Here is a 26,209-nt window from a genome sequence, read left to right as displayed (position 1 = left end):
AGACCGTGCCGTGGTTACTGCTGCTGCTTAGCCTGTTCATCATGCCGCTCCATGCGGCTACCATTCCTGGCGTCACCTCCACGTCCGCAACGCCTGCCACCAGCGAGACGGCACCTGCCGCCGAGCCGGATCTGGAGCAGAAGAAAGCCGCCTACGCCGCGCTGGCGGACGTGCTGGAGAATACCAGCTCCCGTGAAGAGCTGATCGGCCAGCTGCGAAAGGTCGCCGCCACCCCACCGCCTGAGCCGGTGCCGACCATCACCCCGCCAGAAGAGGTCGCCGAAGAGAAGACAGTGCTGGAGAACGTCCAGGAGGTCAGCCGGCACTACGGCGAGGAGCTATCATCGCGCTTTGCCCAGCTCTATCGCAACATAACCGGCTCGCCGCACAAGGCATTTAACCCGCAGACCTTTATCAACGCCGCGGGCCACTTCCTGCTGCTCGCTGGGTTGGTATTCATCTTTTACTGGCTGGTGCGCCTCTGCGCTTTCCCGCTCTACCGCAAGATGGGCAAATGGGGACGGCGTAAGAATCATGACAGGGCCAACTGGTTACAGCTGCCCGCGATGATCGTTGGGGCGTTTATCATCGACCTGCTCCTGCTGGCGCTCACTCTCTTTATTGGCCAGCTGCTAAGCGATAATCTCAACGGCGGCAACCGCACCATTGCCTTTCAGCAGAGCCTGTTTCTCAATGCCTTTGCGCTCATTGAGTTCTTCAAAGCGATCCTGCGCCTGATTTTCTGCCCACGCTTCCCCGACCTGCGTCCTTTCTCGATAAAAAACGAGGCAGCGAAGTATTGGCACCTGCGCCTGAGCGCCCTGAGCAGCCTGATTGGCTATGGCCTGCTGGTGGCCGTGCCGATCATCTCTAACCAGGTTAACATCCAGTTTGGCGCGCTGGCAAACGTGCTGATCATGCTCTGCATCACGACCTGGGCGCTCTATCTTATTTTCCATAATAAGACGCTGGTGCAGGAGAACCTTACCCACCTCGCCGACCGCTCGCTGGCCTTCTTCAGCCTCTTTATTCGCGCCTTTGCGCTGATCTGGCACTGGCTGGCCTGCGCCTATTTCCTGGTACTGTTCTTCTTCTCGCTGTTCGATCCGGGCAACAGCCTGAAGTTTATGATGGGCGCGACGGTGCGTAGCCTGGCGATTATCGGTGTTGCGGCCTTTGTGTCGGGCATGCTGTCGCGCTGGATTGCCAAGCGGATCACCCTCTCCGCCCAGGTGCAGCGTAACTACCCTGAGCTGCAGAAGCGGGTCAACGGCTGGCTGTCGACGGCGCTGAAGGTAGCGCGTTTCCTCACCGTTATTGTTGCCATTATGCTGCTACTCAGCGCGTGGGGTCTGTTCGATTTCTGGAACTGGCTGCACTACGGCGCTGGCGAGAAAGCCGTCGATATTCTGATCCGTATCGCGCTGATCCTCTTCTTCTCGGCGGTGGGCTGGACCGTGCTGGCGAGCCTGATCGAAAACCGGCTCTCCTCCGATATTCACGGTCGGCCGCTGCCCAGCGCCCGCACCCGGACCCTGCTGACCCTGTTCCGCAACGCATTGGCGGTCGTCATCAGCACCATTACGGTAATGATTGTGCTCTCGGAGATTGGGGTGAACATTGCCCCACTGCTGGCCGGTGCCGGGGCGCTGGGACTGGCTATCTCCTTCGGGGCGCAAACCCTGGTGAAAGATATTATCACCGGGATCTTTATCCAGTTTGAGAATGGGATGAACACCGGGGATCTGGTCACCATCGGGCCGCTAACCGGCACGGTAGAGCGGATGTCGATCCGCTCCGTTGGGGTGCGGCAGGATACCGGGGCCTACCACATCATTCCGTGGTCATCGATCACGACCTTCGCTAACTTTGTGCGGGGAATTGGTTCGATAGTGGCGAACTACGATGTGGATCGCCATGAGGATGCGGATAAAGCCAATAACGCGCTGAAGGCGGCGGTGGGTGAACTGATGGAGCAGGAGGATATTCGCAAGCTGATCATCGGCGAGCCGACCTTTGTTGGCATAGTTGGCCTGACCAACACCGCCTTTACGCTGCGGGTGACCTTTACTACCCAGCCGCTCAAGCAGTGGACGGTACGTTTTGCCCTCGACAGCATGGTGAAAAAGCACTTTGACCTTGCCGATGTGCGCCCGCCGGTGCAAACCTACCAGATGCTGGCTAACCCAGCGGCCGCGCAGTCGGGGGCCGCAGAGCCAGGGGGCGGACAGACCCTGCCCCCTGCACAACCTACGCTTTAAACCGCGTCTGTGCCCAGCGGCGACGCTGGGCCTCATCGAGGAAGGTCCAGGCAATGAAGCGGCTCTGCTTCTGTCCCTGGGCCATCTCTTTTTTCACTACCTTCACCGCGCCGGCGGCGGTCAGAGCGCGATAGAGCGGAGGCAGGTTCTCCCCGCGTGATACCAGCGAGGTAAACCACAGTACCTGACGGCCAAAGGCCTGGCTCTCGGCGATCATCTTGCTGATAAAGGCCACTTCCCCGCCCTCGCACCACAGCTCCTGCTGCTGGCCGCCAAAGTTAAGCCCGCTCGCCTCGCTCTGGCCGAGGTTACGCCGTTTGCGGTCGTTCCCCGCCTGCGCCGCCGCTGCCGAGTCGTGAAACGGCGGGTTACAGAGGGTAGCATCGTACTGCTCGTTCTTGTGGATCATACCGTTGAGAATAGCGGCCGGATCTTTCTGGCGGCGCAGACGGATCGCGCGGGTCAGGCCTGGATTATTGGTGACAATCGCCTGGGCGCTGGCAAAGGCCGCGTCGTTGACCTCGGTCCCGGTAAAACGCCAGTTGTACTCGTGGTGACCAATCAGCGGATAGATACAGTTTGCACCGGTACCGATATCCAGTACGCTCGCCTGACGGGGGATTGCACCGTCGACGCTGGTTTCCGCCAGCAGATCCGCCAGGTGATGGATATAGTCCGCGCGGCCCGGCACCGGCGGGCAGAGAAAGCCTTGGGGAATATCCCAGTGCGCCACGCCATAAAAGTGTGCCAGCAGCGCTTTGTTCAATGCCTTAACGGCCTCGGGATCGGCGAAGTTGACCGTCGGCTCCCCCGCTGGGGTGGCAATAACAAAACCGCGTAGTTGCGGCTCTACGGCGCAGAGCGCGTCGAGATCGTAGCGGCTGCGGTGACGGTTACGCGGGTGTAATCCCGGCTTCTGGGCATTCATGGCATTCTCCTGTAATAAGCGGCGTAAGATACCCCCTGAAAGGGGCGCGGTAAACAGCGATTCATGCAAAAAACCGCGGCATGTTGGCGAAATTTTTGCCCGTAAGCCTCTCTTCCCCCGGCCTAAACTTAAGCTGCGGTTCCCCTATAAGAGGATGTCATGATGAAAAAATATCTGGCAATGGCTGCCGCAGTGGCATTTTCTGCCATGACGGTCAGCGCCTTTGCCGCACCACAGCAGTTAATGAGAGACGATACCGGGACGCTACGTCCGGCTGGCACGGTCTCTGCCCACGGTGCGCTCAGCCTGGACGATCTTCAGGACGAGCTGGCTGAAAAAGCCCGCGAGCAAGGCGCCAAAGGGTTTGTGATCGACTCCGCTGGCGGTGAAAACCAGATGTACGGCACGGCAACCATCTACAAATGAGCTTTGATTACCCCGCCCCATAAAAGTCTGACCGGCCTTTTGTGGGGCATTTTTTACCCCAGCGGCCTATCTTTTACTACCCTTAATGTTCACCTTAAGCTGAGGAGTAGAAGATGAAATTCAAGGGCATAGAGCATATTGGCCTGACCGTTACCGATCTGAAAGCCGCAGAGACCTTCTTTATTAATGCGCTGGGCGCCAGCGTGCTCTACCGTATCGTTCCCCCCGATGAGCCTGCTAAAGCCGTTGACGGCCAGAGCATGCACCCGCTTAACGGTTTTCCCGTTGATATGCGCGTCGTCGGGCTGGCGATGCTGCGGCTGGGTAACGGCGCTAACGTTGAGCTTTTCCAGCTCGATCCAGGCGTGAATAATCAGCAGACCAATATTTGCCAGCCGGGAATTAACCACTTCTCAATCTACGTGGATGATATTAAAGAGGCCGGTGAAACGCTGCGCGCTCACGGAGCTGAGATGCTGGAGGGGCCGAGCGACTGCTTCGCTCAGGAGGAGGGAGCCGGCAACCAGACCTGGTTCTGCCGTACTCCCTTTGGTGTGCTGATCGAGTTGATTACCCTCCCCTCACCGCTGCACTACGATGAGGGTGCCACCGCCGAGCGCTGGCTACCCTGAGGCTACTTGTCGTTAGCCGCCAGCAGCAGGGTGTTGAGCAGCACGTTTGCTCCCCGTTCTGCCCACTGCGGGGTGATATTCTCCGCCTCGTTATGGCTGATGCCTTTTTCGCAGGGGATAAAGATCATCGCTGTCGGCGCCACGCGGTTAACGTAGCAGGCGTCGTGCCCCGCCCCGGAGACCATCCGGCGCTGGGAGTAGCCCAGTTCGCGGGTCGCCTGCTCGATGCGTGCGATACAGCCCTTATCAAAGTCCACCGGCGCATAGTCGAAGATGCGCTCCCAGGCGACGTCAATGCGGCGGGCCGACAGCCCGCTCAGCGCCTCGGTTAGCGCCGTCTCCATCTCCACCAGCGCTGTGGTCTCCGGGTGGCGGAACTCGACGGTGCAGAAGACCGCTGACGGCACCACGTTGCGCGAGTTCGGCGTCGCCTGCACGCTGCCTACGGTGGCCCGCCCGTCCGGGGCGAAGCGGCGGCCAATGGTTTCAACCGCCAGGGCCAGCTCGGCAAAGGCACACAGGGCGTCGCGACGCAGATCCATCGGCGTAGTGCCCGCGTGAGCTGCAAAGCCGGTCAGGTTGATCTCATACCAACGCTGGCCCATAGCGGCGTGGACGACGCCAATATCTGTCTCCTCCGCCTCCAGCAGCGGCCCCTGCTCGATATGCAGCTCATAGCAGGCGTGCAGCGGGAAAGCCGCCGCCGGACGCTCGCCCTGATAGCCAATAGCCGTCAGCGCCTCGCCCACGCTGATGCCGTCGCGATCCTCCCGCGCCAGGGCATAGGCTTCGCTGAATACGCCGGTCCAGACGCCGGAGGCCAGCATCGCCGGGGCAAAACGCGCCCCCTCTTCGTTGGTCCAGTTCACCAGGATGAGATCGCGCTCGGTAGTGATGCCGCGATCGTTAAGGGTACGCAGTGCCTCCAGCCCGGCGAGTACGCCGTAGATGCCGTCGTAGTTGCCGCCCAGCGGCTGGGAGTCAGCGTGCGAGCCGGTGAGCACCGGAGTCAGATCGGGATTGCTGCCCGCCCGGCGAATAAACATATTCCCCAGCCGGTCAACCTCACAGCTAAAGCCCGCCTCACGCGCCCAGGCGGCGAGCAGGTCGCGCCCGCGCCGATCCTCATCGCTCAGCGCCAGCCGGGTCACCCCGCCCCTCGCCGTTGCGCCAAGGGTGGCAAACTCATTAAGGGTCTGCCACAGACGGGCGCTATCCACCTGGAGAGGAGACCTCATCACGCCTCCTTGTCTTTAACGCGATAGCGGAAATCGCAGCACGGCGCGCCGGACATAATGGTCTGGGTGCGGGTCAGCTCAACGTCCGGCGCGTAGCCAACGATAAACTTATCATCCCTGGCGCAGGAGAGCAGATGGCCGATCTCGCCGAGGCCCATCTCATGGTACATCTCGGCGTAGCGGCAGCGCGTCACGTCATAGTCATAGCGCTGGCCGTCATCTTCGATCACCCGCACGTCGAGGGCGTTATCCTTCTCCCAGAGATATTGCAGATCGACAAAGCTACGCAGATCCGCTTTTTTCGGTTCCGCAGCGGCAAAGTTCTGCCCGGCCTGGATAGCCGCCTGCTCGATGGCTTCGCCAATCACCGCCTGGGCGCGGGCTTTACCCACCTCGCGCACCAGGATCTCATAGATAGGTTTAATTATTTCAGCTTCAATTTTACGGCGGGCGAGAATGCCCAGCTCTTGTTTTTGCTCACAGCTCATCATTGCCTCACAGCTTATTTCGCGCTTCCGCCCAGCACGGTCTGGGGTTCCCACTTACCGTTCACCACTTTGTAGACGGTAAAGGATGGATTCTTCAGGTTACCCTGGGCATCAAAAGCAATATTGCCGGTCACGCCAGCGTAGTTGATGGTGCGCAGCGCAGGCAGATAGTCACTCGCCTCAACGGAGTCGGCCTTCTGCATGGCAGCGATCAGCACCCGGGTAGCGTCATAGGCAAACGGCGCGTGGAGTTCGATATGGGTATGGTATTTAGACTGATAAGCCTGCTCGAACGCTTTACCGCCCGGCATCTTCTCTACCGGCAGACCCGGCTCCAGTGCAACGACGCCCTCGCCCTCTTTCTGCGCCAGGCTCAGGAAGGTCTGGCTCACGAAGCCGCCCGCGCCCATCAGCGTGGCCTTCATGCCCAGCTGCTTGAGACGACGCGCCAGCGGAGCCGCCTGGCTATCCACGCCGCCGAAGAAGACCAGATCGGCATTTTTACTGCGGATAGCGGTCAGCACGGCGTTGAAATCCACGGTCTTCTCATCAACGTACTGGCGATCAACCGGCTTGATGCCCTGCGCTTCCAGCGACTTGATAAACTCGTCGGCCAGCCCCTGACCAAAGGCGGTACGGTCGTCGATAACCGCGATACGCTTCGCCTTCAGCGTCTGCACCGCATATTTTGCCGCGTAGTCGCCGCCGTCATCGTCATGGCCCATCACGCGGAAGCTGGTATCAAAGCCCTGCTGGGTATAGGCGTGACCGGTGGCGACCGGAGCAACCTGGGCGATGCCCGCATCGTGATAGATACGCGCCGCCGGAATGCTGGTTCCGGTGTTCCAGTGACCGACCACCCCTGCCACTTCGCTGTCGACCAGGCGCTGGGCCACGGCCACGGCGGTACGCGGGTCGGACTGATCGTCCTCGGATTGCAGCTTAAAGGTCACCGCTTTGCCGCCAATCGTCGGGTGAGTTTTATTCACGTCGTCGATGGCAAGCTGCGCGCCGTTCTCCAGATCCTTACCGATACGCGCCGACGGACCGGTCAGCGGGCCAGCCAGACCAATAATCACAGTGTCATCGGCATGGGCCGGGTTTACCGCTGCCCCGCCGAGGGTGGCGAGGGCGATCGTGGCGCTCAGCACTTTATGTTTCATGGTTTTCATTATTGTTTCCCTGATGTTGGTGGTGTTTTAAACGGCAACTTCGCCTAAATAGATTTCCTGAATTCGGTTGTCGGCCAGTAGCGCCGCAGAGTCGCCGTGATGGGCGATGGCTCCGCTGTCCATCACCCACGCGCGATGGGTGACCTCCAGCGCCAGCCGGGCGTTCTGCTCGATCAGCAGCAGCGTGACGCCCGCATCCCGCAGAGCGGCAATCTCTTTAAAAATGGTTTCGACCATGATCGGAGCCAGCCCCATCGATGGCTCATCGAGGATCAGCAGGCGCGGCTGGCTGAGCAGCGCCCGGCCGAGGGCCAGCAGCTGCTGTTCGCCGCCGGAGAGCAGCCCGGCCAGCTGATCTTTGCGCTCACCGAGGCGCGGAAAACGCGCGTAGAGCTGAGCCATCTCCTGCTTCACCGTCTGGCGTCCTTTTCGCCGCCAGGCGCCCATCAGCAGGTTCTCTTCCACCGTCATGCGGGTGAAGATGCCTCGCCCCTCCGGCACGAGGACAATGCCGTCACGCAGCAGATCCTGCGGGGCGCGGCGATGAATCGATTTGCCCTGCCAGAGGATCTCCCCGCCGTAGGGCTGTAGCCCGGCGATGGCCCGTACGGTGGAGCTTTTGCCCGCGCCGTTGGCCCCCAGCAGCGTGCCCTGCTCACCTTCATTGAGGCTAAATTCGATGCCGCGCACGGCCTGGATGCCGCCGTAGTGCACGGAGAGATTGCGCACCTGCAAAATAGGTTCAGACATGGGCGTTTCCTCCAAGATAGGCGCGGATCACGTCCGGATGGCGGCGTACCGTCTCCGGTTCCCCTTCGGCAATCACCTTGCCGTAGTCCAGCACGCTGATGCGGTCGCAGAGGCTCATAATCAGCTTTACGTCATGCTCAATAATCAAAATGGTTTTGCCATCGTCACGAATACGGCGCAGCAGCGCGCCGAGGGCGACTTTCTCCGCTGCGTTCATGCCTGCCGCCGGCTCGTCCAGGGCCAGCAGTTTGGGATCGGTTGCCAGCGCGCGGGCAATCTCGAGACGACGCTGGTGGCCGTAAGCGAGATCGCAGGCGCGGTAGTGGGCAAACTGGGCGATGCCGGTGTACTCCAGCCAGTACCAGGCCTGGCGCTCGGTTTCCGCCTCCTCCTCTCTCGCCCGCTTATGACGGGTGATGGCGGCCCAGAGACCGTTGCGGGTACGGACGTGACGACCGATCATCACGTTCTCCAGCACGCTCATCTCGTTAAACAGGCGCAGGTTCTGGAAGGTGCGGGCGATGCCTGCCTGGGTCACTTTCTCAATCGCCTTTGGCGAGTAAGGTTTGTCGGCCAGGCTGAACTCACCGCTGTCGGCGGTATAGAGACCGGTGATCAGGTTGAAGCAGGTGGTTTTCCCGGCGCCGTTGGGGCCAATCAGGCCGTAGATCTCCCCCGCATTGACCGACAGGCTGACGTCGTTGACCGCCACCAGGCCGCCAAAGCGTTTGCTCAGATTACGGATCGTTAACAGGCTCATGCTTTTGCCCCCGCGTGTTTAGCAGGCCAGACGCCGCCTGGACGGAAAATCATCACCAGCACCAGCGCCAGGCCGTAGAAGAGCTGACGCAGGATCTCCGGATCCACCAGCACAGTGCCGAACAGCGCCTCCTGCACCGGCACGGCCTGGCTGCGCAGCAGCTCCGGTAGCGCCGAGAGCATCACCGCCCCGAGGATCACGCCCGGCACGTGGCCGATGCCGCCCAGCACCACCATCGCCAGCACGACGATAGACTCCTGCAGGGTGAAGGATTCGGGGGAGACGAAGCCCTGGAACGAGGCAAACATCACCCCGGCGACGCCGCCAAAGGAGGCGCCCATCGCGAAGGCCAGCAGCTTAAAGTTGCGTACATTAATGCCCATCGCCCGCGCCACGTCTTCATCCTCGCGGATGGCGTGCCAGGCCCGGCCCACCCTCGAGCGTTGCAGACGGATGCAGATAAAGACGATCGCCACAATCAGCGCCGCAAAAAGGTAGTACCAGAGATAGAGCGCGGGAATTTTCACCCCCAGCAGGTGATAGACGCCGCGAAACTCGAGGCCAAACAGACTCAGGGAGTCGATGCCCGAGATCCCCTTTGCGCCGTTGGTGATGTTGACCGGGCGATCAAGGTTACGCATCAGGATGCGGATAATCTCCCCGAAGCCGAGGGTCACAATCGCCAGATAGTCCCCGCGCAGACGCAGAGTCGGCGCACCCAGCAGGATGCCGCAGATCCCGGCAATGAAAGCCGCCAGCGGGATCAGCACCCCGTAGGAGACATGCAGTCCGTCGCTAAAGTAGCCCTGCAATACCGGGAAGGCGTCGAGCAGATGCGGCGAAGCCAGCAGCGCCGCAAGGTAAGCACCCACGGCGTAGAAGGCGATAAAGCCCATATCCAGCAGGCCGGTAAAGCCGACCACGATATTAAGGCCCAGGGCGAGCATGATATAGAGCAGCGTAAAGTCGATCACCCGCACCCAGTAGTTGCCGCCTGCGGCAGAGGCCAGCCACGGGGCGAGCAGCAGCCCGGCAACCAGCAGAAGGATGCCAACGTTAAGGCGCGGTGCGGCGCTGCGTTCAGAAGTTAAGATAGTCATAGGATCCTCAGGCACGCTGTGCAACACGCTCGCCCAGCAGGCCAGCAGGACGGAAAACCAGCACCAGGATCAGCACGATAAAGGCAAGGATATCCTGATAGTTACTGCTGAACGCGCCGCCGGTGAGATCGCCCAGGTAGCCAGCGCCCAGCGCTTCAATCAGCCCAAGCAGGATGCCGCCCAGCATGGCACCACGAATGTTGCCGATGCCGCCGAGCACCGCGGCGGTAAAGGCTTTAATGCCCGGCAAAAAGCCCATCGAGAAGCTGGCGTTGCCGTAGTTACTGGCCATCATCACCCCCGCCAGCGCGGCAAACGCGCCGCCGATGGCAAAGGTCAGGGTAATAATCCGGTTGGGTGAGACGCCCATCAGGCTGGCGACCTGCGGGTTTTCCGCTACCGCACGCATCCCACGCCCCAGACGGCTGTACTCCACCAGCAGCCACAGGCCGAGCATCACCAGGAAAGTGACGGCCAGAGTAACCATGCCGGTCACGGTGATAATCGCCGGGGGATGTTCAGCGCTGCCAGCGGTGATCTCGATGGGATCCATCGGCAGGATCTGCGGGAACATCAGCGGGTTACGGCTCCAGATCAGCATGGCTACGGTTTGCAGCAGCACCGAGATGCCGATACCGCTGATTAGGGGGGCCAGGCGGGGGGCGTTACGCAGGCGACGATAGGCAAAGCGCTCTACCGCCATCGCCAGCAGCGCGCAGACCACCATCGCTGCCAGCAGGGCGAGGGTCAGCTGCACCAGCAGATTCATGCCAGGGAACCACTGGGAGAGAAGATTGATCCCCGAAAGCGTGGTGAGCGCCCCGACCATTAAGATGTCGCCGTGGGCAAAGTTGATGATGCGCAGAATGCCGTACACCATAGTGTAACCGAGGGCAATCAGGCCATAGATGCTGCCTAACATCATGCCATTGATCAATTGCTGAATAAGTGTGTCCACAATACGTGCCTGCTGAGAATTTTTTCAGCGTAAGCATCCAACAATTGAATTTAATTTTGAAATACAGATATATTCTTTCTTATTATAAAAGCGTATTTCACTAACTAACTGATATTAAATTATAAAATAAACATGATTTTTGAGAATTAGACAGGGTTTGCTTCAACATATGAAAAAAACAGAAGAGTTAGGCGAAAGCGGACTGCCGGACGATCCGCCTCTGCGTGCGGTACGGGTCTTCGAAGCCATCGCCCGGCTGGGCAGCGTAGCCGCCGCTGCCGAGGAGTTAAGCGTCTCTCCCTCGGCGGTCAGCCATCAGCTTAAGGTACTGGAGAGCTTTTTACAGCTTCCGCTGACCTATCGTCAGGGACGGCATCTGGTGCTGAGCAGCGAGGGGCGCGAGTACTACCGCTCGATACGCGCGGCCTTTAGCGTGCTGCGTCAGGCCACCGGCCAGCTGTTTGAGCAGGGCCGCTCGCGTCAGGTGACCATCAGCCTGATCCCGCTCTTTGGAATGGGCTGGTTTATCCCCCGGCTGCCACGCTTTATTCAGGCCCACGCTCAGATGGAGATCAACGTGGTCTACGCCAACCATCGCAACTATCTGAGCGACGCCTCGGATATGTCGATTCGCTTTGGCAACGGGCAGTGGGTGGGCTACCGCAGCGAGAAGCTCATCTCCGGGCGGATGATCCCGGTGTGCAGCCGGGAGTTTATCCGCCTGCATGGCTACATTGAAACCCCTGTCCAGCTGGCGCAGATGCCGCTCCTGCACGACGAAGAGCGCGCCACCTGGACCCAGTGGTTTAGCGAGCAGCAGGTGAAGCGGGTGCGCCGGGACGGGGCGATGTTCGAAGATGGGCTGCTGACGCTGGCCGCTGTGCAGGCCGGGCTGGGCTGCGCCCTGATGCGCGAGCCGATGATCCTGCCCTACCTACAGACCGGCGAGCTGGTGAAGATCTTCGACCTGCCCATCGACGACGGCCGCGACTACTACCTCTGCGTGCGCCAGGACGTGGAGATGACCCACGAAGGCAAGCTGCTCCAGCAGTGGCTGCGTGAGGAAGCCGGGAGATAGTCTAAACTTAAGTCATATTCCTCACTAAGGAGAGCGCTATGGCTTCAGGTTGGGCAAACGACGGTGCGGTGCAGGACCAGATCGACAGCACCATTGACGATGCGGTAGCCCGTGCGCGCCGCGAACTGCCGAAGGGCGAAAGCCTGCACGAATGTGATGAGTGTGGAGCAACCATTCCCGAAGCGCGCCGCAAGGCGATCCCGGGCGTAAGGCTGTGCGTAGAGTGCCAGCAGAAGAAAGATTTGAAAAACGCCTCGTTTTCAGGATATAACCGTAGGGGTTCGAAAGATAGCCAGCTTCGTTAACTAAATAGCAGCGGTTTAGGCAGCGCAAGCGGTTGCGATCTCACTCATAAAAAAGCGCTGCTGAAGTGGCATTTCGTGCCGCTAAAACGGCGGCACGGCTTAAACAAGTCACCTGATGAATAATTCTCGTTAAAAATCATTCATATTCAATATATTAACGATCGTTCAAAATTTTAGATGAAGGTCGTCAATTCTATTCGATTTAATCTCTCGCAAAAAAACGTGATACTCATCACATCGACGGAACATCGTCCCCCATACAGAATTAACTGCGAGAATCGAACCATGAAAACCATTAAATATGCTGTTGCTGCGCTTGCACTGACTACCCTCTCCTTTGGCGCCTTCGCTGCACAGCCGGTTACCGCTGAACAGGCGCAGAGCATGCATAAAATGGGCGTTGTGACTGCGCAGGGCGCGACCACGCTGGATGGTCTGGAAGCACAGCTGGCTGAGAAAGCCGCTGCCGCAGGCGCAAAAGGCTATAGCATCACTTCGGCTAACGCCTACAACAAAATGAGCGGTACTGCGGTTATCTATCAGTAATCGCCTTACCGTGTCTGCCCCGCCGGCTCATCATCGGCGGGTGGTATTACCCCTCATTATTACTGCATTGACCCCGTTTGTTGTTACCCTTGTTGCCCGTCCGGTTTGGACGGGCTTTTTTTTGCCCGCTGTTTATCAAAAAGAGCTCGCTACCCGGACGAGACCCTCTTCCAGAGTCTCTACTTCCCCTGTGCCGACGAAACAGCAGGCGATCTGCCGCTTCAGGGAGTCCGGCACCGGCTCGCTTCCCACCAGGCAGCGCTCAATCCAGCGGGCGGTGACCTCGGGATCTTTGCTGGCGGGCAGCACAGCCTGCGCCGCGCTTTCGTCCTGCCGTTCACTTAAGACGCGCGTGCCCTGGGCATCAATTAGCGTTAGCTGAGGACAGCGTTGAGGATTGGCATAGACCTCCCCCTCCGTACCGTGCATCAGCAGCCCGCGCCCGCCAATACCGCCGAAGAACTTCGCGACCCGCGTAACGTACTCGGGGTGAGAGACGCTGGAGAGACGCAGCGCGGCATCCTCCGCAAAGGGGGTCGCCAGCTTGGCCAGCGTGTGGGCGCTGTTACGCACCCCCATGCGCCAGCGCATATCCAGCTGCGTCTCCAGCGGTGGACAGAGCGCGCTAATGGGCACGTATACCGGGTTGCGCCCCTCAAGCTTCGCCTGCGCCTGGCCAGCGGTCAGGGTCGGCTCAATGCCCAGCAGGGTAAAAATCGTTTCTGAGATAACGCGGTCGGGATCTTCGCTCACGCCGTGCACCAGCACCGGAAAGCCAAGCCGCTGGAGCAGCATCGCCAGCAGCGGGGTCAGGTTCGCCTGCCTGCGCGCGCCGTTATAGGTGGGAATGACGATGGGCATCGGCTTCGCCACCGGCGGCGTCAGGCGCATGGTCTGGGCCTGCATCGCCTCGTAGAAGCCCAGCATCTCCGCCTCGCCCTCGCCTTTGATACGCAGGGCGATCAGGATCCCGCCCATCTCCAGATCCGCCACTTCGCCGTTCAGCATGTGGGTGTATAACGCCCGTGCAGTGTCAAAATCCAGATCGCGGGCGTGATTTTTACCGCGCCCGACCTCTTTAATGATCTTGCGGAAATCCATGACTAACTCCTTGCGTCATAGGTGATGGTCAGCGTCGTCGACGTCGATTCTGTTTCGGTTTACTTTTTACTATAACGTCAGGCACGTCCGGTTGGGAAATAGGAAAAACAGGCAGGGCATCGAGCAGCCGTTTTCCATAGCCTTTCGAGAGCAGTCGCCGGTCGTAGATCACCACTTCGCCCCGGCAGCTGTGGCTACGGATCAATCGCCCTACCTGCTGGATAAGGTTGAAGGAGGCACTCGGCAGGCTCTGGACTTCAAAGGGGTAGCGGTTGAGGCTCTTCAGCCACTCGCCTTCGGTGATCACCACCGGGCTGTCGATAGGCGGAAAGGCGATCTTATGGATATGCACCTGGGTCAGGTAGTCCCCTTTGAGATCCAGCCCTTCGGCAAAGGACTGCAGCCCGACCAGCACGCTACGCCCGCCCCCGTCGATGCGCTTGCGGTGCAGCTCTACCAGCCGGTAGCGGGGCTGATCCCCCTGCACCAGCAGCATCAGGCGCAGATCGGTCACAAAGGTCAGGAACAGCTGCATGGCGCGGTTACTGGCAAAAAGCACCAGCATGCCAGGGTGCTCTTTTTTCTCGACCTGCTCGCGGAAGTAGGCCGCCATCTCAGCGATGTGTTTCTCTTCGTGCTCCATCAGCGGCTCGTAGCGCATCTGCGGGATCACAAGCCTGCCCTGCTCAATGTGGTTAAAGGGCGAGTCGAGCGTCACGAAGCGATCCCCGGCTTTCTCCTTCAGGCCGCTCATCTCCTGCAGGCGGGAGAAGCTGTTGAGGGAGCGTAAGGTGGCCGAGGTAACGACAATATGCGGCACGCTGCGCCACAGCAGCTTCTCCAGCTGATCGCTGACGCGGATGCCGACGCAGTGGAAGAAGAGGTGCATCTGACCCTCAACCAGCTCACGGGTTGCCCACTTGGTCACCGGCGCGCCCGACGCCTGGGCCATCGAGGCCAGCCGCCACAGCTTGCTTTGACTCTCGAACATGCCCAGGGCGCGGTTCATCTGCAAAATAACCCGGTGCAGACGGACAATATCGTGCTGGCCGGTCTTTTCACTGAGATCGTTTAAGAACAGCTCCGCCAGCCCGCGTAGCATCTCGGTCAGCTTCGCCAGCCGCAGGCAGATCTCCATCACCTCATCAGGCAGCTCACCCATTGCAAAGCGATGCTCCGCCTCCGTACCGGCGGGCATATAGAGCCCGAGGATGGAGTTTAGCGAGGCGATAAGCTCATACAGCTCTTCGCAGTGGGCGTTGAGCCGCTCCGGCAGCGCCAGCGGCGGCGTGGTTTTCGGGCGGAACTGCTCCATGCAGGTTGCCACCAGCTTGGTGAAGAGATCGAGCTGAAGGCGGTACCAGGAAGCAGTAATCTCGGCGCTCATCTCCAGCGCATCGCGGGCGACGTCCGGCAGATGGTGGCCCTCATCCAGTACCAGCAGCAGATTTTTCGGCTCCGGCAGCACCGCTTCGGACTCCATTGCCGCCATCACCAGAGCATGGTTTGCCACTACCACCTCGGCCTCCTGCACCTCGCGGCGGGCGACAAAAAACGGGCACTCGCGATAGTAGTGGCAGTTGCGGTTCAGACAGCTGGCTTTATCGGTGCTGAGTCGCCGCCAGAGGCCATCGTCAATATTTTGATCGGTATGATCGCGCAGGCCATCCCAGCGATAGCTGTCGAGGTCGGCCTTGAGTTTGGCGCAGCGCTGCTGCTCCTCTTTGCTGTTCGGCGTCAGCTCGTCGTCGAGAAAGGCCAGCAGATCCTGCTGGGTAGCCTCACTGCTGGCAAGTGCCGTCAGGTTGCGCGGACAGACGTAGCGCCCGCGGCCAAAGGCGGCGGTAAAACGCAGATCGGGGATGATCTTCTTCAGCAGCGGGAGATCTTTGCTGAAGATCTGATCCTGCAACGCTACGTTGGCAGTACTGATGACCAGCGTCTTCTGCTCTTCGCGAGCAATAGCGATGCCGGGAATGAGATAGGAGAGCGTCTTACCGACGCCGGTCGGTGCCTCAATAGCCAGATGCCGCCCCTCTTCCCCAGCCAGGGTTTTGGCGACGTCAGCGATCATCTGCCGCTGCGGCGCGCGCGGGATAAATTCGGGGATCTGTTGCTGTAGCGCCTTATACCAGGCGGCAATTTGCGCTTTCAGCGCGGCGGAAAGAGCCATCGGGAGACCTGAAATACTGTATAAACAGCCACTATTGTCTCACGATCGCCGACATGCCGCAAAAGAAAAGCCCGGCTTTGCGGCCGGGCTTCAGGATTATTACTGCGATGCCGCGGGTTTACGCGGGCGGCGACGGCGCGCCTGCTCCCCGGCGGGTTTCGCATCGCCGCTGCGGCGCGGCTGGCTTGATCTTGGCGCACCGCCTTCGCTGCGTCCTTCGCTACGGCGCGGCTGCTGCTGGCCACGACCGCCGCCCTGCCCGCGTCCACCGCCGCCGCCACGCTGCTGGCGACCGTTCTGGATCGGCTCGGCTTTGATAGAGGCATCCGGCTCATAGCCCGGCAGAGCAATGCGCGGGATCTCTTTTTTCAGCAGGCGTTCGATATCACGCAGCAGCTTGTGTTCGTCGACGCAGACCAGCGACAGCGCTTCACCGGTGGCCGCTGCACGGCCGGTACGACCGATACGGTGCACGTAGTCTTCCGGCACGTTCGGCAGCTCATAGTTAACCACGTGCGGCAGCTCTTCAATATCCAGGCCACGGGCAGCAATGTCGGTTGCCACCAGTACGCGGATGTCGCCAGATTTAAAATCGGCCAGCGCCCGGGTACGCGCGCCCTGGCTCTTGTTACCGTGGATAGCGGCGCTGCGGATGCCGTCTTTATTCAGCTGCTCCGCCAGGTGGTTCGCGCCGTGCTTGGTGCGGGTAAAGACCAGCACCTGCTGCCAGTTGCCCTCGCCGATCATCTGCGACAGCAGCTCACGCTTACGTTTCTTATCAACAAAGTGCACGTGCTGGGTCACCTGCTCAGAGGCGGTGTTGCGGCGCGCCACTTCGATCTCCAGCGGGTTGTGCAGCAGCTTCTCTGCCAGGGTTTTGATCTCGTCCGAGAAGGTCGCGGAGAAGAGCAGGTTCTGGCGCTTGGCCGGCAGCTTCGCCAGCACGCGGCGAATATCGTGGATAAAGCCCATGTCCAGCATGCGGTCGGCTTCGTCCAGCACCAGGATCTCAATCCCGTCCAGCTTAACGGCGTTCTGGTGCTCCAAATCCAGCAGACGGCCTGGGGTGGCTACCAGCACATCAACGCCGCCGCGCAGCTTCATCATCTGTGGGTTAATGCTAACGCCGCCGAAAACCACCAGCGAACGCACGTTGAGATACTGACTATACTCACGCACGTTCTCACCGACCTGAGCCGCCAGTTCGCGGGTTGGGGTGAGGATCAGCGCTCGAACCGGGCGACGCCCTTTGGCATGGGGCTCGCTGGTAATAAGACGCTGTAACAGCGGCAGGGTAAAGCCCGCGGTTTTACCGGTACCGGTCTGGGCGCTGGCCATCAGGTCGCGCCCCTGCAGCACAGCCGGGATCGCCTGCTGCTGAATAGGGGTAGGTTCGCGGTAGCCCTGCTCGGCAACGGCGCGCAGGATCTCAGGGTTTAAACCCAGTGCTTCAAAAGACATAACAACTCCGAACCGCCCCGACCGTTTCAGGTGTAGTTTTCAGGGAGATAGGTAACGAAACAGATGACAAAAACCACAGTGTCATGAAGGGGCGGAGTGTAGCAGCTTTTGTGACGCACCGCATAAAATATCCCATAAGGCATTCTCCCAATCCATAAGTTCGATAAGGTTATAGCCATGCAGATGAATGCAAGGGAGCCTAAGTCTATGAAAAAACCCGTCGTCGCCCTCCTGGCGGTGGTTATCGTGCTGGCTGCTGCCGTCGGCGGCTGGCTGTGGTATCAAAGCCAGCAGGATCGCGGTCTGACCCTCTATGGCAACGTCGATATTCGCACGGTCAATATGAGCTTTCGCGTTGGTGGTCGCCTGGCATCCCTGAACGTTGACGAAGGGGATGCGATCAAAGCCGGGCAGGTGTTAGGGACGCTGGACAAAGCACCTTATGAAAATGCCCTGATGCAGGCCAAAGCCAGCGTTGCCGTCGCTCAGGCGCAGTATGATCTTATGCAGGCGGGCTATCGCGACGAAGAGATCGCCCAGACCGAGGCGGCGGTGAGGCAGGCCAAAGCGGCCTATGACTACGCGCAGAACTTCTATACCCGCCAACAGGGGCTGTGGAAAAGCCGCACCATCTCCGCCAACGATCTGGAGAACGCCCGTTCATCCCGGGATCAGGCCCGGGCGACGCTGAAATCCGCCGAGGATAAGCTGAGCCAGTACCGCACCGGCAATCGCCCGCAGGATATTGCCCAGGCGAAGGCCAGCCTCGAACAGGCTCAGGCCCAGCTGGCCCAGGCCGAGCTGGATCTACATGATACCACCCTGGTGGCCCCCGCCGACGGCACGCTGATGACGCGCGCCCTGGAGCCGGGCAGCATGCTCAACGCGGGCAGTACGGTGCTGACCCTGTCGCTTACCCGCCCGGTCTGGGTACGCGCCTACATTGATGAACCCAACCTGGGTCGGGCCAAACCCGGCAGCGAACTGCTGCTCTATACCGACGGCCGTCCGGACAGGCCCTATCGCGGTAAGGTAGGCTTTGTCTCGCCTACCGCCGAGTTCACGCCGAAAACCGTCGAAACGCCGGATCTGCGCACCGATCTGGTCTACCGTCTGCGCATCATTGTTACCGACGCTGATGACGCCCTGCGTCAGGGAATGCCGGTCACCGTCCGCTTTAACGATGGACAGGACGATGAGCGATAACGCGATCCGGCTTGATGGCCTGGTAAAACGCTTTCCGGGCGGGGAGAAGCCCGCCGTCGCGCCCCTCACCTGCGTCATCCACAGCGGGTACGTAACCGGGCTGGTCGGTCCCGACGGCGCGGGTAAAACGACGCTGATGCGCATGCTTGCCGGGCTGCTCAAGCCTGACGCGGGCAGTGCCAGCGTGCTGGGTCTCGATCCCATCAACAACGACCGCGCCCTGCACGCCTCGCTGGGCTATATGCCGCAGAAGTTCGGCCTGTACGAGGATCTGACGGTGATGGAGAACCTAAATCTCTATGCCGATCTGCGCAGCGTGGTGGGTGAAGCGCGGCAGAAAACCTTTGCCCGGCTGCTGGAATTTACCGCCCTCGGCCCCTTTACCGATCGGCTGGCAGGCAAGCTCTCCGGCGGGATGAAACAGAAGCTGGGCCTGGCCTGTACCCTGGTAGGCGAACCGAAAGTGCTGCTGCTGGATGAGCCCGGCGTCGGCGTGGATCCAATCTCCCGTCGCGAGCTGTGGCAGATGGTGCACGAGCTGGCAGGCGAAGGGATGCTGATCCTCTGGAGCACCTCCTATCTTGATGAGGCCGAGCAGTGCCGGGACGTGCTGCTGCTCAACGAAGGGGAGCTGCTCTACCAGGGTCAGCCCACGACGCTGACCCAGAGCATGGCCGGGCGCAGCTTTCTGCTGCATAGCCCGCAGGAGTCTAACCGCAGGCTGCTGCGGCGGGTGCTGAAACTGCCGCAGGTGAGCGACGGAATGATCCAGGGCCGCTCGGTGCGTCTGATCCTCAAGAGAGAGGCCAGCGCCGAGGACATCCGCCACGCGGAGGGGATGCCGGAGATTGAGATAGCCGAAACCACGCCGCGCTTCGAAGATGCCTTTATCGACCTGCTTGGCGGCGCGGGCACCCAGGAGTCACCTCTCGGCGCCATCCTGCATACCGTGGCGGGATCGCCGGAGGAGACGGTGATTGAGGCAAAATCGCTGACCAAAAAATTTGGCGATTTTGCGGCAACGGATAACGTCGATTTTGCCGTCAAGCGTGGGGAGATTTTCGGCCTGCTGGGGCCAAACGGCGCGGGGAAATCCACCACCTTTAAGATGATGTGCGGCCTGCTGGTGCCTACCGCTGGCAAGGCGCTGGTGCTGGGCATGGATCTGAAGGTCAGCTCCGGCAAGGCGCGCCAGCGGCTGGGCTATATGGCGCAGAAGTTCTCTCTCTACGGCAACCTCACCGTGGAGCAGAACCTGCGCTTCTTCTCCGGCGTCTATGGCCTGCGCGGCCGGGCGCAGAGTGAGAAGATCGCCCGCATGAGCGAGGCGTTCAGCCTGACCACTATCGCCTCGCACGCCACCGATGCCCTGCCGCTGGGCTTCAAGCAGCGGCTGGCGCTGGCCTGCTCGCTGATGCACGAGCCGGATATCCTGTTTCTCGACGAGCCGACCTCCGGCGTCGATCCCCTTACCCGCCGTGAGTTCTGGCTGCATATCAACAGCATGGTGGAGCGAGGCGTCACCGTGATGGTGACCACCCACTTTATGGACGAGGCGGAGTATTGCGATCGCATCGGGCTGGTCTATCGCGGGAAGCTGATTGCCCACGGCACGCCGGACGATCTGAAAGCCCAGGCCGCGGACGATGAACAGGCGGATCCCACTATGGAGCAGGCCTTTATTCGGCTGATCAACAGCTGGGACAGGGAGCATGCCGATGAGCGCTAGCGCGGTGTCCTGGCGGCGGGTACGCGCCCTGTGCGTTAAAGAGACGCGGCAGATTGTACGCGATCCCAGCAGCTGGCTGATTGCGGTGCTGATCCCTCTCCTGCTGCTGTTTATTTTCGGCTACGGAATCAACCTCGACTCCAGCCGCCTGCGGGTGGGGATCCTGCTGGAGCAGCGCAGCGAAGAGGCGCTGGACTTCGCCCACGCCATGACCGGCTCGCCCTATATCGATGCCACCCTCAGCGACAGCCGTCAGGAATTGATTGCCAAAATGCAGGCCGGACGCATACGCGGCATGGTGGTGATCCCGGTGGATTTCGCCGCCAACATGGCGCGCCCAGGCGCTGAGGCCCCCATTCAGGTGATCACCGACGGCAGCGAGCCGAACACCGCCAACTTCGTGCAGGGCTACGCGGAGGGGATCTGGCAGCTATGGCAGATGCAGCGTGCGGAAGATCGGGGCGAAACGTTTGAGCCGCTGATCGACGTTCAGACCCGCTACTGGTTTAACCCGGCCGCCATCAGTCAGCACTTTATTATACCCGGCGCGGTGACCATCATCATGACGGTGATCGGCGCTATCCTCACCTCGCTGGTGATCGCCCGCGAGTGGGAGCGCGGTACGATGGAGGCGCTGCTCTCCACGGAGGTGACCCGCGTAGAGCTGCTGCTCTGCAAGCTGATCCCCTACTACTTCCTCGGCATGCTGGCGATGCTGCTCTGTATGCTGGTCTCGGTGTTTATCCTCGGCGTACCCTACCGCGGCTCGCTGATCCTGCTGTTTTTTATCAGCAGCCTGTTTTTGCTCAGCACCCTGGGGATGGGGCTGCTTATCTCCACCGTGACCCGCAACCAGTTTAACGCCGCGCAGGTGGCGCTCAACGCCGCCTTTCTGCCGTCGATTATGCTATCGGGCTTTATCTTTCAGATCGACAGCATGCCGGCGGTGATCCGCGCGGTAACGTGGATTATTCCGGCACGCTATTTTGTCAGCACCCTGCAAAGCCTGTTCCTGGCGGGTAATATCCCGGTGGTGCTGATTGTGAATACGCTGTTTTTGCTGGCGTCGGCGGTGATGTTTATCGGCTTAACGTGGCTGAAAACCAAACGGCGGCTGGATTGATGTTTATGCCGATGTACCCTGTAGGCCCGGTAAGCGGAGCGCCACCGGGTGTTTATCTGTTGACTCCGGCATGCCGGGCGGCACTGCGTTTGCCCGGCCTACGGTAGGCATCTGCGGGAAAAGAGGATAACAATATGTTTCACCGCTTATGGACGCTGATTCGCAAAGAGCTGCAATCCCTGCTGCGGGAGCCGCAGACCCGGGCGATCCTGATTGTGCCGGTACTTATCCAGGTGCTGCTGTTCCCCTTTGCCGCCACCCTTGAGGTGACCAACGCCACCATCGCCATCTATAACGAAGATAGCGGCAGGCACGCGGTGGAGCTGACCCAGCGCTTTGCCCGCGCCAAAGCCTTTACCCACGTCCTGCTGCTGAGCAGCCCGCAGGAGATCCGGCCTACGCTCGATACGCAAAAGGCGCTGCTGCTGGTGCGCTTCCCGGCCGACTTTTCACGCAATCTCGATACCTTCCAGCCCGCACCGATGCAGCTGCTGCTTGACGGGCGTAACTCTAACAGCGCGCAGATTGCCGCCAACTATCTTCAGCAGGTGGTAAAGGAGTATCAGCAGGAGCTAATGACAGGAAAAGCCAGGCCCAACAACAGCGAGCTGGTGGTGCGTAACTGGTATAACCCCAATCTCGACTATAAATGGTTCGTGGTGCCGTCGCTGATCGCTATGATCACCACCATCGGGGTGATGATTGTCACCTCGCTGTCGGTGGCGCGCGAGCGCGAACAGGGTACGCTCGATCAGCTGCTGGTGTCCCCCCTCGCCACCTGGCAGATTTTTGTTGGCAAAGCGGTTCCGGCGCTGATCGTCGCCACCTTCCAGGCCAGCATCGTACTCGGGATAGGCATCTGGGCCTACCAGATCCCCTTCGCCGGATCGCTGATGCTCTTCTACTTCACCATGCTGATCTACGGGCTGTCGCTGGTGGGCTTTGGCCTGCTCATCTCCGCGCTCTGCGCTACGCAGCAGCAGGCGTTTATCGGCGTATTTGTCTTTATGATGCCGGCGATCTTACTCTCTGGCTACGTGTCGCCGGTAGAGAACATGCCGGTCTGGCTGCAGCATCTGACGTGGGTGAACCCGATTCGCCACTTCACCGATATCACCAAGCAGATCTATCTGAAGGATGCGAGTCTGGATATTGTCTGGGGAAGCCTGTGGCCGCTGCTGGTGATCGCGGCCACGACGGGATCAGTGGCCTACGCGATGTTCAGGCGGAATGTCGCGTAGTTTCTTATCTTTGGCCAGCAGCGACACAATCGCCGGGCCCGCAAGGATCGCCAGCCCTACCGGCGCGAGCAGCAGGTCATTTTGCACCACGCGAGAGAGCAGCCAGAGCGCAATCAGGGAGGCGCCGAAGTACCAGGTGGTGGTCAGCTCTTCAAGAAAATCGCCCACTTCACGCCAGCGCCCGTCATGATGACGTTGCAGAGCCAGCATCAGCAGCACGGTGACGCCGTAAACCACGCACAGGCTTAAGCCGACGCGCACCAGCGCCCCGTTCATCCAACCCATTACCAACGCCGCCACGACGATGAAATGCGACATAATCTGCCAGCAACCGATGCCGGTTGCCACACGAATTCGCTGTTGCCACTTCATGGATTTTCTCCTGAAGAATTTTATCTGTTATTGAGAGTACCGGACTTTACGGAAAAATCCGTAAGGCCGCATCTTTTTGTGACAGATACTACACTTTATTTCCAACAGGACAGCGTCACTGGCGGGATACAAGATGACAGAACAGAATCGGCCATTCTCTTTAAAAGTTCTTACGATTAACACGCACAAGGGTTTCACCGCGTTTAACAAACGCTTTATTTTACCGGAGCTACGCGACGCGGTTCGTACCGTCGGCGCGGATATCGTCTGTCTGCAAGAGGTGATGGGGGCGCACGAGGTACATCCGCTGCACGTGGAAAACTGGCCCGATACCACCCACTATGAATTTCTGGCCGATACGATGTGGAGCGACTTCGCTTACGGACGTAACGCCGTCTATCCTGAAGGGCATCACGGCAACGCGGTGCTCTCTCGCTATCCGATAGTGCACTACGAGAACCGCGACGTCTCCGTCGACGGCAGCGAGAAACGCGGCCTGCTCTACTGCCGCATCGTGCCGCCGCAGCTTAACCGCCCAATACACGTTATCTGTGTTCACCTGGGCTTACGCGAGGCGCATCGCCAGGCCCAGCTTACTATGCTGGCCGAGTGGGTTAACTCTTTCCCTGAAGGCGAGCCGGTGCTGGTAGCCGGCGACTTTAACGACTGGCGGGTTAAAGCCAACCACCCGCTGAAGAAGCAGGCGGGCCTGGAGGAGATCTTTACCCGGGCCAAAGGCCGCCCGGCGCGTACGTTTCCGGTCAGCCTGCCGCTGCTGCGTCTTGACCGTATTTACGTCAAGAACGCCAACGCCAGCGCCCCAACGGCGCTGCCGCTGCGTAACTGGCGTCATTTGTCCGATCATGCCCCATTGAGCGCGGAGATTCATCTATGAAATGCGGATGGCGAGAAGGAAACCGCATCCAGCTGCTGGAGAACGGTGACGAATACTACCCGGCTGTGTTCAAAGCCATTGAGCAGGCACAGCGTAAGGTGATCCTGGAAACCTTTATCTGGTTTGACGACGACGTGGGCCGCCAGCTGCATGCCGTGCTGCTGCGTACCGCCCAGCGCGGGGTGAATATTGAGGTATTGCTGGATGGCTACGGCTCTCCCGATCTTAGCGATGAGTTCGTCGGCCAGCTCACCGCCGCCGGCGTCGTGTTCCGCTACTACGATCCGCGCCCGCCGCTGCTGGGTATGCGCACCAACGTTTTCCGCCGGATGCACCGTAAGATTGTGGTGATCGACAGTACCGTGGCGTTTGTCGGCGGCATTAACTACTCCGCCGAGCATATGAGCGACTATGGCCCGGAGGCCAAGCAGGACTACGCCGTGCGGGTGGAGGGTCCGGTGGTAGAGGATATCCTCCAGTTTGAGCTGGAGAACCTGCCGGAGCATGCCCAGACCCGCCGCTGGTGGCAGCAGCGACGTCGCCATCAGGCACCGGACAACCGCAAGCCTGGCGAGGCACAGGCGCTGTTTGTCTGGCGCGATAATGACGATCACCGAGACGACATTGAGCGTCACTATCTGAAGATGCTGGCCAATGCTAAGCGCGAAGTGATCATCGCCAACGCCTACTTCTTCCCCGGCTACCGCCTGCTGCATGCGATGCGCAACGCCGCCCGCCGTGGCGTTACGGTTAAACTGATTGTACAGGGCGAGCCGGACATGCCCATCGTTAAGGTGGGCGCGCGTCTGCTCTATAACTACCTGGTGAAGGGCGGCGTGCAGGTGTATGAGTACCGTCGCCGTCCGCTGCATGGCAAGGTCGCGGTGATGGACGACCACTGGGCCACCGTCGGCTCCAGCAACCTCGATCCGCTCAGCCTGTCGCTTAACCTGGAAGCCAATTTAATTATTCACGACCGTGCCTTTAACCAGACCCTGCGCGACAACCTGAACGGCATTTTGCAGCATGACTGCGTGCGGGTGGATGAGACTATGGTGCCAAGACGCACCTGGTGGAACCTGGCGAAAAGCGTGGTGGTCTTCCACTTCCTGCGAAAATTCCCGGCTATGGTGGGCTGGCTGCCGGCCCATACGCCTAAGCTGTCACTGGTAAAGCCTCCGGTGCAGCCGGAGATGGAGACACAGGATCGCGTCGATACGGAAAGCAGAGAGGTTAATCCCTGATGAGCAAATCACATCCTCGCTGGCGGTTGGCGAAAAAAATCCTGACCTGGGTCTTCTTTATTGCCGTGACGGTGCTGCTGGTGATCTATGCCCGCACGGTCGACTGGGGCGACGTCTGGAACGTTATCCGCAACTATAACCGCACGCCGCTGCTGATCTCCGCTGCGCTGGTGGTGGTGAGCTATCTGCTCTACGGCTGCTATGATCTGCTGGCCCGCGCCTACTGTGGACACAAACTGGCGGCGCGCCAGGTGATGCTGGTATCCTTTGTCTGTTACGCCTTTAACCTCACCCTCAGCACCTGGGTGGGCGGCATTGGCATGCGCTATCGCCTCTACTCTCGCCTCGGCCTGCCCAGCAGCACCATCACCCGGATCTTCTCGTTAAGCATTACTACCAACTGGCTGGGTTACATCCTGCTGGGCGGGATCATCTTTTCCTTCGGCATCGTGGAGCTGCCCTCGCACTGGTACATCGATGAGGGCACGCTGCGCATCGTGGGCGTCGTGCTGCTGCTGATGATCGCCGCCTACCTCTGGTTCTGCGCCTTTGCGAAACGTCGCCATATGACGGTGAAAGGCCAGAAGCTGGTGCTGCCGTCGTTTAAATTTGCTATCGCGCAGATGGTGATCTCCAGCGCTAACTGGATGGCGATGGGGGCGATTATCTGGCTGCTGCTGGGCCAGGAGGTGAACTACTTCTTTGTGCTGGGCGTGCTGCTGGTGAGCAGTATCGCAGGGGTCATTATCCATATTCCGGCGGGGATCGGCGTGCTGGAGGCGGTGTTTATCGCCCTGCTGGCGGGGGAACACGTCTCCCACGGCAAAATTATCGCCGCCCTGCTGGCCTATCGTATGCTCTACTACTTCCTGCCGCTGATGCTGGCGCTGGTGTGCTATCTGGTACTGGAGAGCCGGGCGAAAAAGCTGCGGGCGAAGAACGAACAGGCGATGCAGAAGTAGTGAGAAAGGTAATCCCCGGTGGCGCTACGCTTACCGGGGCTACAGCTGATAATGCAAACT

Annotated in this window: 25 protein-coding genes; 13 read left to right on the top strand and 12 right to left on the bottom strand. The window is 60.1% G+C overall.

Annotated features, from left to right (window positions below; translation table 11 throughout):
• Positions 1-5: 5 nt before the first annotated feature.
• The gene (gene ybiO, locus RTX96_RS19165) at positions 6-2,261 is read left to right on the top strand and encodes a mechanosensitive channel protein (protein ID WP_312671811.1); all 2,256 of its coding nucleotides are present in this window, start codon (positions 6-8) and stop codon (positions 2,259-2,261) included.
• Here ybiO and rlmF read toward each other — a convergent pair.
• Positions 2,251-3,189, bottom strand: a complete 939-nt coding sequence (rlmF, locus tag RTX96_RS19160; protein ID WP_312269209.1) for a 23S rRNA (adenine(1618)-N(6))-methyltransferase RlmF — start codon at positions 3,187-3,189, stop codon at positions 2,251-2,253. The two genes, ybiO and rlmF, sit on opposite strands and share 11 nt — an antisense overlap.
• Positions 3,190-3,351: 162 nt before the next feature.
• Between rlmF and mcbA the strand changes: the two genes are divergently transcribed.
• A complete protein-coding gene (gene mcbA, locus RTX96_RS19155; protein ID WP_103819740.1) occupies positions 3,352-3,615 on the top strand; it encodes a DUF1471 family periplasmic protein McbA in 264 nt (87 codons plus the stop codon).
• Between the two features lie 113 nt (positions 3,616-3,728).
• The gene (locus RTX96_RS19150; protein ID WP_103819741.1) at positions 3,729-4,247 is read left to right on the top strand and encodes a VOC family protein; all 519 of its coding nucleotides are present in this window, start codon (positions 3,729-3,731) and stop codon (positions 4,245-4,247) included.
• A gap of 2 nt (positions 4,248-4,249) precedes the next feature.
• Here RTX96_RS19150 and RTX96_RS19145 read toward each other — a convergent pair whose 3' ends face one another.
• The 7 genes from RTX96_RS19145 to RTX96_RS19115 are packed head-to-tail and all read right to left on the bottom strand — an operon-like array spanning position 4,250 to position 10,713.
• Positions 4,250-5,485 (bottom strand): Zn-dependent hydrolase, encoded by a 1,236-nt coding sequence (locus tag RTX96_RS19145; RefSeq protein ID WP_312671810.1) that lies wholly within the window; start codon positions 5,483-5,485, stop codon positions 4,250-4,252.
• On the bottom strand, positions 5,485-5,973 hold the full coding sequence (locus RTX96_RS19140; RefSeq protein ID WP_103819927.1) for an L-2-amino-thiazoline-4-carboxylic acid hydrolase: 489 nt from the start codon (positions 5,971-5,973) through the stop codon (positions 5,485-5,487). The genes RTX96_RS19145 and RTX96_RS19140 overlap by 1 nt, the downstream gene beginning before the upstream one ends.
• 14 nt (positions 5,974-5,987) lie before the next feature.
• On the bottom strand, positions 5,988-7,145 hold the full coding sequence (locus tag RTX96_RS19135) for a branched-chain amino acid ABC transporter substrate-binding protein (protein ID WP_312671809.1): 1,158 nt from the start codon (positions 7,143-7,145) through the stop codon (positions 5,988-5,990).
• Between the two features lie 27 nt (positions 7,146-7,172).
• Complete coding sequence (locus RTX96_RS19130) at positions 7,173-7,895, bottom strand: ABC transporter ATP-binding protein (protein WP_312671808.1); 723 nt, start codon at positions 7,893-7,895, stop codon at positions 7,173-7,175.
• A complete protein-coding gene (locus RTX96_RS19125) occupies positions 7,888-8,655 on the bottom strand; it encodes an ABC transporter ATP-binding protein (RefSeq protein ID WP_312671807.1) in 768 nt (255 codons plus the stop codon). Before RTX96_RS19125 ends, RTX96_RS19130 begins: the two co-directional genes overlap by 8 nt.
• Positions 8,652-9,755 (bottom strand): ABC transporter permease subunit, encoded by a 1,104-nt coding sequence (locus tag RTX96_RS19120; RefSeq protein WP_103819746.1) that lies wholly within the window; start codon positions 9,753-9,755, stop codon positions 8,652-8,654. The genes RTX96_RS19125 and RTX96_RS19120 overlap by 4 nt, the downstream gene beginning before the upstream one ends.
• 7 nt (positions 9,756-9,762) lie before the next feature.
• A complete protein-coding gene (locus RTX96_RS19115; protein WP_103819747.1) occupies positions 9,763-10,713 on the bottom strand; it encodes a branched-chain amino acid ABC transporter permease in 951 nt (316 codons plus the stop codon).
• Positions 10,714-10,882: 169 nt separating this feature from the next.
• Here RTX96_RS19115 and RTX96_RS19110 point away from each other — a divergent pair, with 169 nt between their 5' ends.
• From RTX96_RS19110 to ybiJ, 3 genes are all read left to right on the top strand, one after another.
• Entirely contained in the window at positions 10,883-11,791 is a 909-nt protein-coding gene (locus RTX96_RS19110) for a LysR substrate-binding domain-containing protein (protein WP_312671806.1), read from the top strand.
• Positions 11,792-11,829: 38 nt separating this feature from the next.
• A complete protein-coding gene (locus RTX96_RS19105) occupies positions 11,830-12,096 on the top strand; it encodes a DksA/TraR family C4-type zinc finger protein (RefSeq protein WP_103819749.1) in 267 nt (88 codons plus the stop codon).
• Positions 12,097-12,381: 285 nt separating this feature from the next.
• Positions 12,382-12,642, top strand: coding sequence for a DUF1471 family protein YbiJ (gene ybiJ, locus RTX96_RS19100; protein ID WP_042392277.1), 261 nt, complete (start codon positions 12,382-12,384; stop codon positions 12,640-12,642).
• Positions 12,643-12,777: 135 nt separating this feature from the next.
• On the opposite strand, the gene ybiB is transcribed toward ybiJ, so the two are convergent.
• The 3 genes from ybiB to rhlE form a co-directional block, all read right to left on the bottom strand.
• Entirely contained in the window at positions 12,778-13,743 is a 966-nt protein-coding gene (gene ybiB / locus RTX96_RS19095; protein ID WP_312671805.1) for a DNA-binding protein YbiB, read from the bottom strand.
• A gap of 28 nt (positions 13,744-13,771) precedes the next feature.
• Positions 13,772-15,916, bottom strand: a complete 2,145-nt coding sequence (dinG, locus tag RTX96_RS19090; protein ID WP_312671804.1) for an ATP-dependent DNA helicase DinG — start codon at positions 15,914-15,916, stop codon at positions 13,772-13,774.
• Between the two features lie 99 nt (positions 15,917-16,015).
• The gene (gene rhlE / locus RTX96_RS19085; protein ID WP_103819752.1) at positions 16,016-17,377 is read right to left on the bottom strand and encodes an ATP-dependent RNA helicase RhlE; all 1,362 of its coding nucleotides are present in this window, start codon (positions 17,375-17,377) and stop codon (positions 16,016-16,018) included.
• 207 nt (positions 17,378-17,584) lie between these two features.
• Here rhlE and hlyD point away from each other — a divergent pair, with 207 nt between their 5' ends.
• From hlyD to RTX96_RS19065, 4 genes are all read left to right on the top strand, one after another.
• Positions 17,585-18,583, top strand: coding sequence for a secretion protein HlyD (gene hlyD / locus RTX96_RS19080; RefSeq protein ID WP_312671803.1), 999 nt, complete (start codon positions 17,585-17,587; stop codon positions 18,581-18,583).
• The gene (locus RTX96_RS19075; RefSeq protein ID WP_312671802.1) at positions 18,573-20,312 is read left to right on the top strand and encodes an ATP-binding cassette domain-containing protein; all 1,740 of its coding nucleotides are present in this window, start codon (positions 18,573-18,575) and stop codon (positions 20,310-20,312) included. Before hlyD ends, RTX96_RS19075 begins: the two co-directional genes overlap by 11 nt.
• The gene (locus tag RTX96_RS19070) at positions 20,302-21,435 is read left to right on the top strand and encodes an ABC transporter permease (protein ID WP_103819755.1); all 1,134 of its coding nucleotides are present in this window, start codon (positions 20,302-20,304) and stop codon (positions 21,433-21,435) included. The genes RTX96_RS19075 and RTX96_RS19070 overlap by 11 nt, the downstream gene beginning before the upstream one ends.
• A gap of 134 nt (positions 21,436-21,569) precedes the next feature.
• A complete protein-coding gene (locus RTX96_RS19065; RefSeq protein WP_312671801.1) occupies positions 21,570-22,676 on the top strand; it encodes an ABC transporter permease in 1,107 nt (368 codons plus the stop codon).
• On the opposite strand, the gene RTX96_RS19060 is transcribed toward RTX96_RS19065, so the two are convergent.
• On the bottom strand, positions 22,638-23,048 hold the full coding sequence (locus tag RTX96_RS19060) for a YbhQ family protein (protein WP_103819757.1): 411 nt from the start codon (positions 23,046-23,048) through the stop codon (positions 22,638-22,640). The genes RTX96_RS19065 and RTX96_RS19060 overlap by 39 nt on opposite strands.
• A gap of 133 nt (positions 23,049-23,181) precedes the next feature.
• On the opposite strand from RTX96_RS19060, the gene RTX96_RS19055 reads away from it, so the two are divergent.
• From RTX96_RS19055 to RTX96_RS19045, 3 genes are read left to right on the top strand one after another with little or no spacing between them, the layout of a single operon-like run.
• Entirely contained in the window at positions 23,182-23,943 is a 762-nt protein-coding gene (locus RTX96_RS19055; protein ID WP_103819758.1) for an endonuclease/exonuclease/phosphatase family protein, read from the top strand.
• On the top strand, positions 23,940-25,187 hold the full coding sequence (clsB, locus tag RTX96_RS19050; RefSeq protein WP_103819759.1) for a cardiolipin synthase ClsB: 1,248 nt from the start codon (positions 23,940-23,942) through the stop codon (positions 25,185-25,187). The genes RTX96_RS19055 and clsB overlap by 4 nt, the downstream gene beginning before the upstream one ends.
• Positions 25,187-26,149 (top strand): YbhN family protein, encoded by a 963-nt coding sequence (locus RTX96_RS19045; protein WP_103819760.1) that lies wholly within the window; start codon positions 25,187-25,189, stop codon positions 26,147-26,149. Before clsB ends, RTX96_RS19045 begins: the two co-directional genes overlap by 1 nt.
• Positions 26,150-26,209: the final 60 nt, after the last annotated feature.

The sequence above is a fragment of the Pseudescherichia sp. genome (genome assembly GCF_032052675.1).
Classification (GTDB): domain Bacteria; phylum Pseudomonadota; class Gammaproteobacteria; order Enterobacterales; family Enterobacteriaceae; genus Pseudescherichia.
This window is presented reverse-complemented; position numbering and strand designations above follow the sequence as displayed.

Bases quoted from the DNA above. Each gene is read 5' to 3' on its own strand.
- rlmF (WP_312269209.1), bottom strand. From the start codon at position 3,189: ATGAATGCCCAGAAGCCGGGATTACACCCGCGTAACCGTCACCGCAGC.
- mcbA (WP_103819740.1), top strand. From the start codon at position 3,352: ATGAAAAAATATCTGGCAATGGCTGCCGCAGTGGCATTTTCTGCCATG.
- RTX96_RS19150 (WP_103819741.1), top strand. From the start codon at position 3,729: ATGAAATTCAAGGGCATAGAGCATATTGGCCTGACCGTTACCGATCTG.
- RTX96_RS19145 (WP_312671810.1), bottom strand. From the start codon at position 5,485: ATGAGGTCTCCTCTCCAGGTGGATAGCGCCCGTCTGTGGCAGACCCTT.
- RTX96_RS19140 (WP_103819927.1), bottom strand. From the start codon at position 5,973: ATGAGCTGTGAGCAAAAACAAGAGCTGGGCATTCTCGCCCGCCGTAAA.
- RTX96_RS19135 (WP_312671809.1), bottom strand. From the start codon at position 7,145: ATGAAAACCATGAAACATAAAGTGCTGAGCGCCACGATCGCCCTCGCC.
- RTX96_RS19130 (WP_312671808.1), bottom strand. From the start codon at position 7,895: ATGTCTGAACCTATTTTGCAGGTGCGCAATCTCTCCGTGCACTACGGC.
- RTX96_RS19125 (WP_312671807.1), bottom strand. From the start codon at position 8,655: ATGAGCCTGTTAACGATCCGTAATCTGAGCAAACGCTTTGGCGGCCTG.
- RTX96_RS19120 (WP_103819746.1), bottom strand. From the start codon at position 9,755: ATGACTATCTTAACTTCTGAACGCAGCGCCGCACCGCGCCTTAACGTT.
- RTX96_RS19110 (WP_312671806.1), top strand. From the start codon at position 10,883: ATGAAAAAAACAGAAGAGTTAGGCGAAAGCGGACTGCCGGACGATCCG.
- RTX96_RS19105 (WP_103819749.1), top strand. From the start codon at position 11,830: ATGGCTTCAGGTTGGGCAAACGACGGTGCGGTGCAGGACCAGATCGAC.
- ybiJ (WP_042392277.1), top strand. From the start codon at position 12,382: ATGAAAACCATTAAATATGCTGTTGCTGCGCTTGCACTGACTACCCTC.
- ybiB (WP_312671805.1), bottom strand. From the start codon at position 13,743: ATGGATTTCCGCAAGATCATTAAAGAGGTCGGGCGCGGTAAAAATCAC.
- dinG (WP_312671804.1), bottom strand. From the start codon at position 15,916: ATGGCTCTTTCCGCCGCGCTGAAAGCGCAAATTGCCGCCTGGTATAAG.
- rhlE (WP_103819752.1), bottom strand. From the start codon at position 17,377: ATGTCTTTTGAAGCACTGGGTTTAAACCCTGAGATCCTGCGCGCCGTT.
- hlyD (WP_312671803.1), top strand. From the start codon at position 17,585: ATGAAAAAACCCGTCGTCGCCCTCCTGGCGGTGGTTATCGTGCTGGCT.
- RTX96_RS19075 (WP_312671802.1), top strand. From the start codon at position 18,573: ATGAGCGATAACGCGATCCGGCTTGATGGCCTGGTAAAACGCTTTCCG.
- RTX96_RS19070 (WP_103819755.1), top strand. From the start codon at position 20,302: ATGAGCGCTAGCGCGGTGTCCTGGCGGCGGGTACGCGCCCTGTGCGTT.
- RTX96_RS19065 (WP_312671801.1), top strand. From the start codon at position 21,570: ATGTTTCACCGCTTATGGACGCTGATTCGCAAAGAGCTGCAATCCCTG.
- RTX96_RS19060 (WP_103819757.1), bottom strand. From the start codon at position 23,048: ATGAAGTGGCAACAGCGAATTCGTGTGGCAACCGGCATCGGTTGCTGG.
- RTX96_RS19055 (WP_103819758.1), top strand. From the start codon at position 23,182: ATGACAGAACAGAATCGGCCATTCTCTTTAAAAGTTCTTACGATTAAC.
- clsB (WP_103819759.1), top strand. From the start codon at position 23,940: ATGAAATGCGGATGGCGAGAAGGAAACCGCATCCAGCTGCTGGAGAAC.
- RTX96_RS19045 (WP_103819760.1), top strand. From the start codon at position 25,187: ATGAGCAAATCACATCCTCGCTGGCGGTTGGCGAAAAAAATCCTGACC.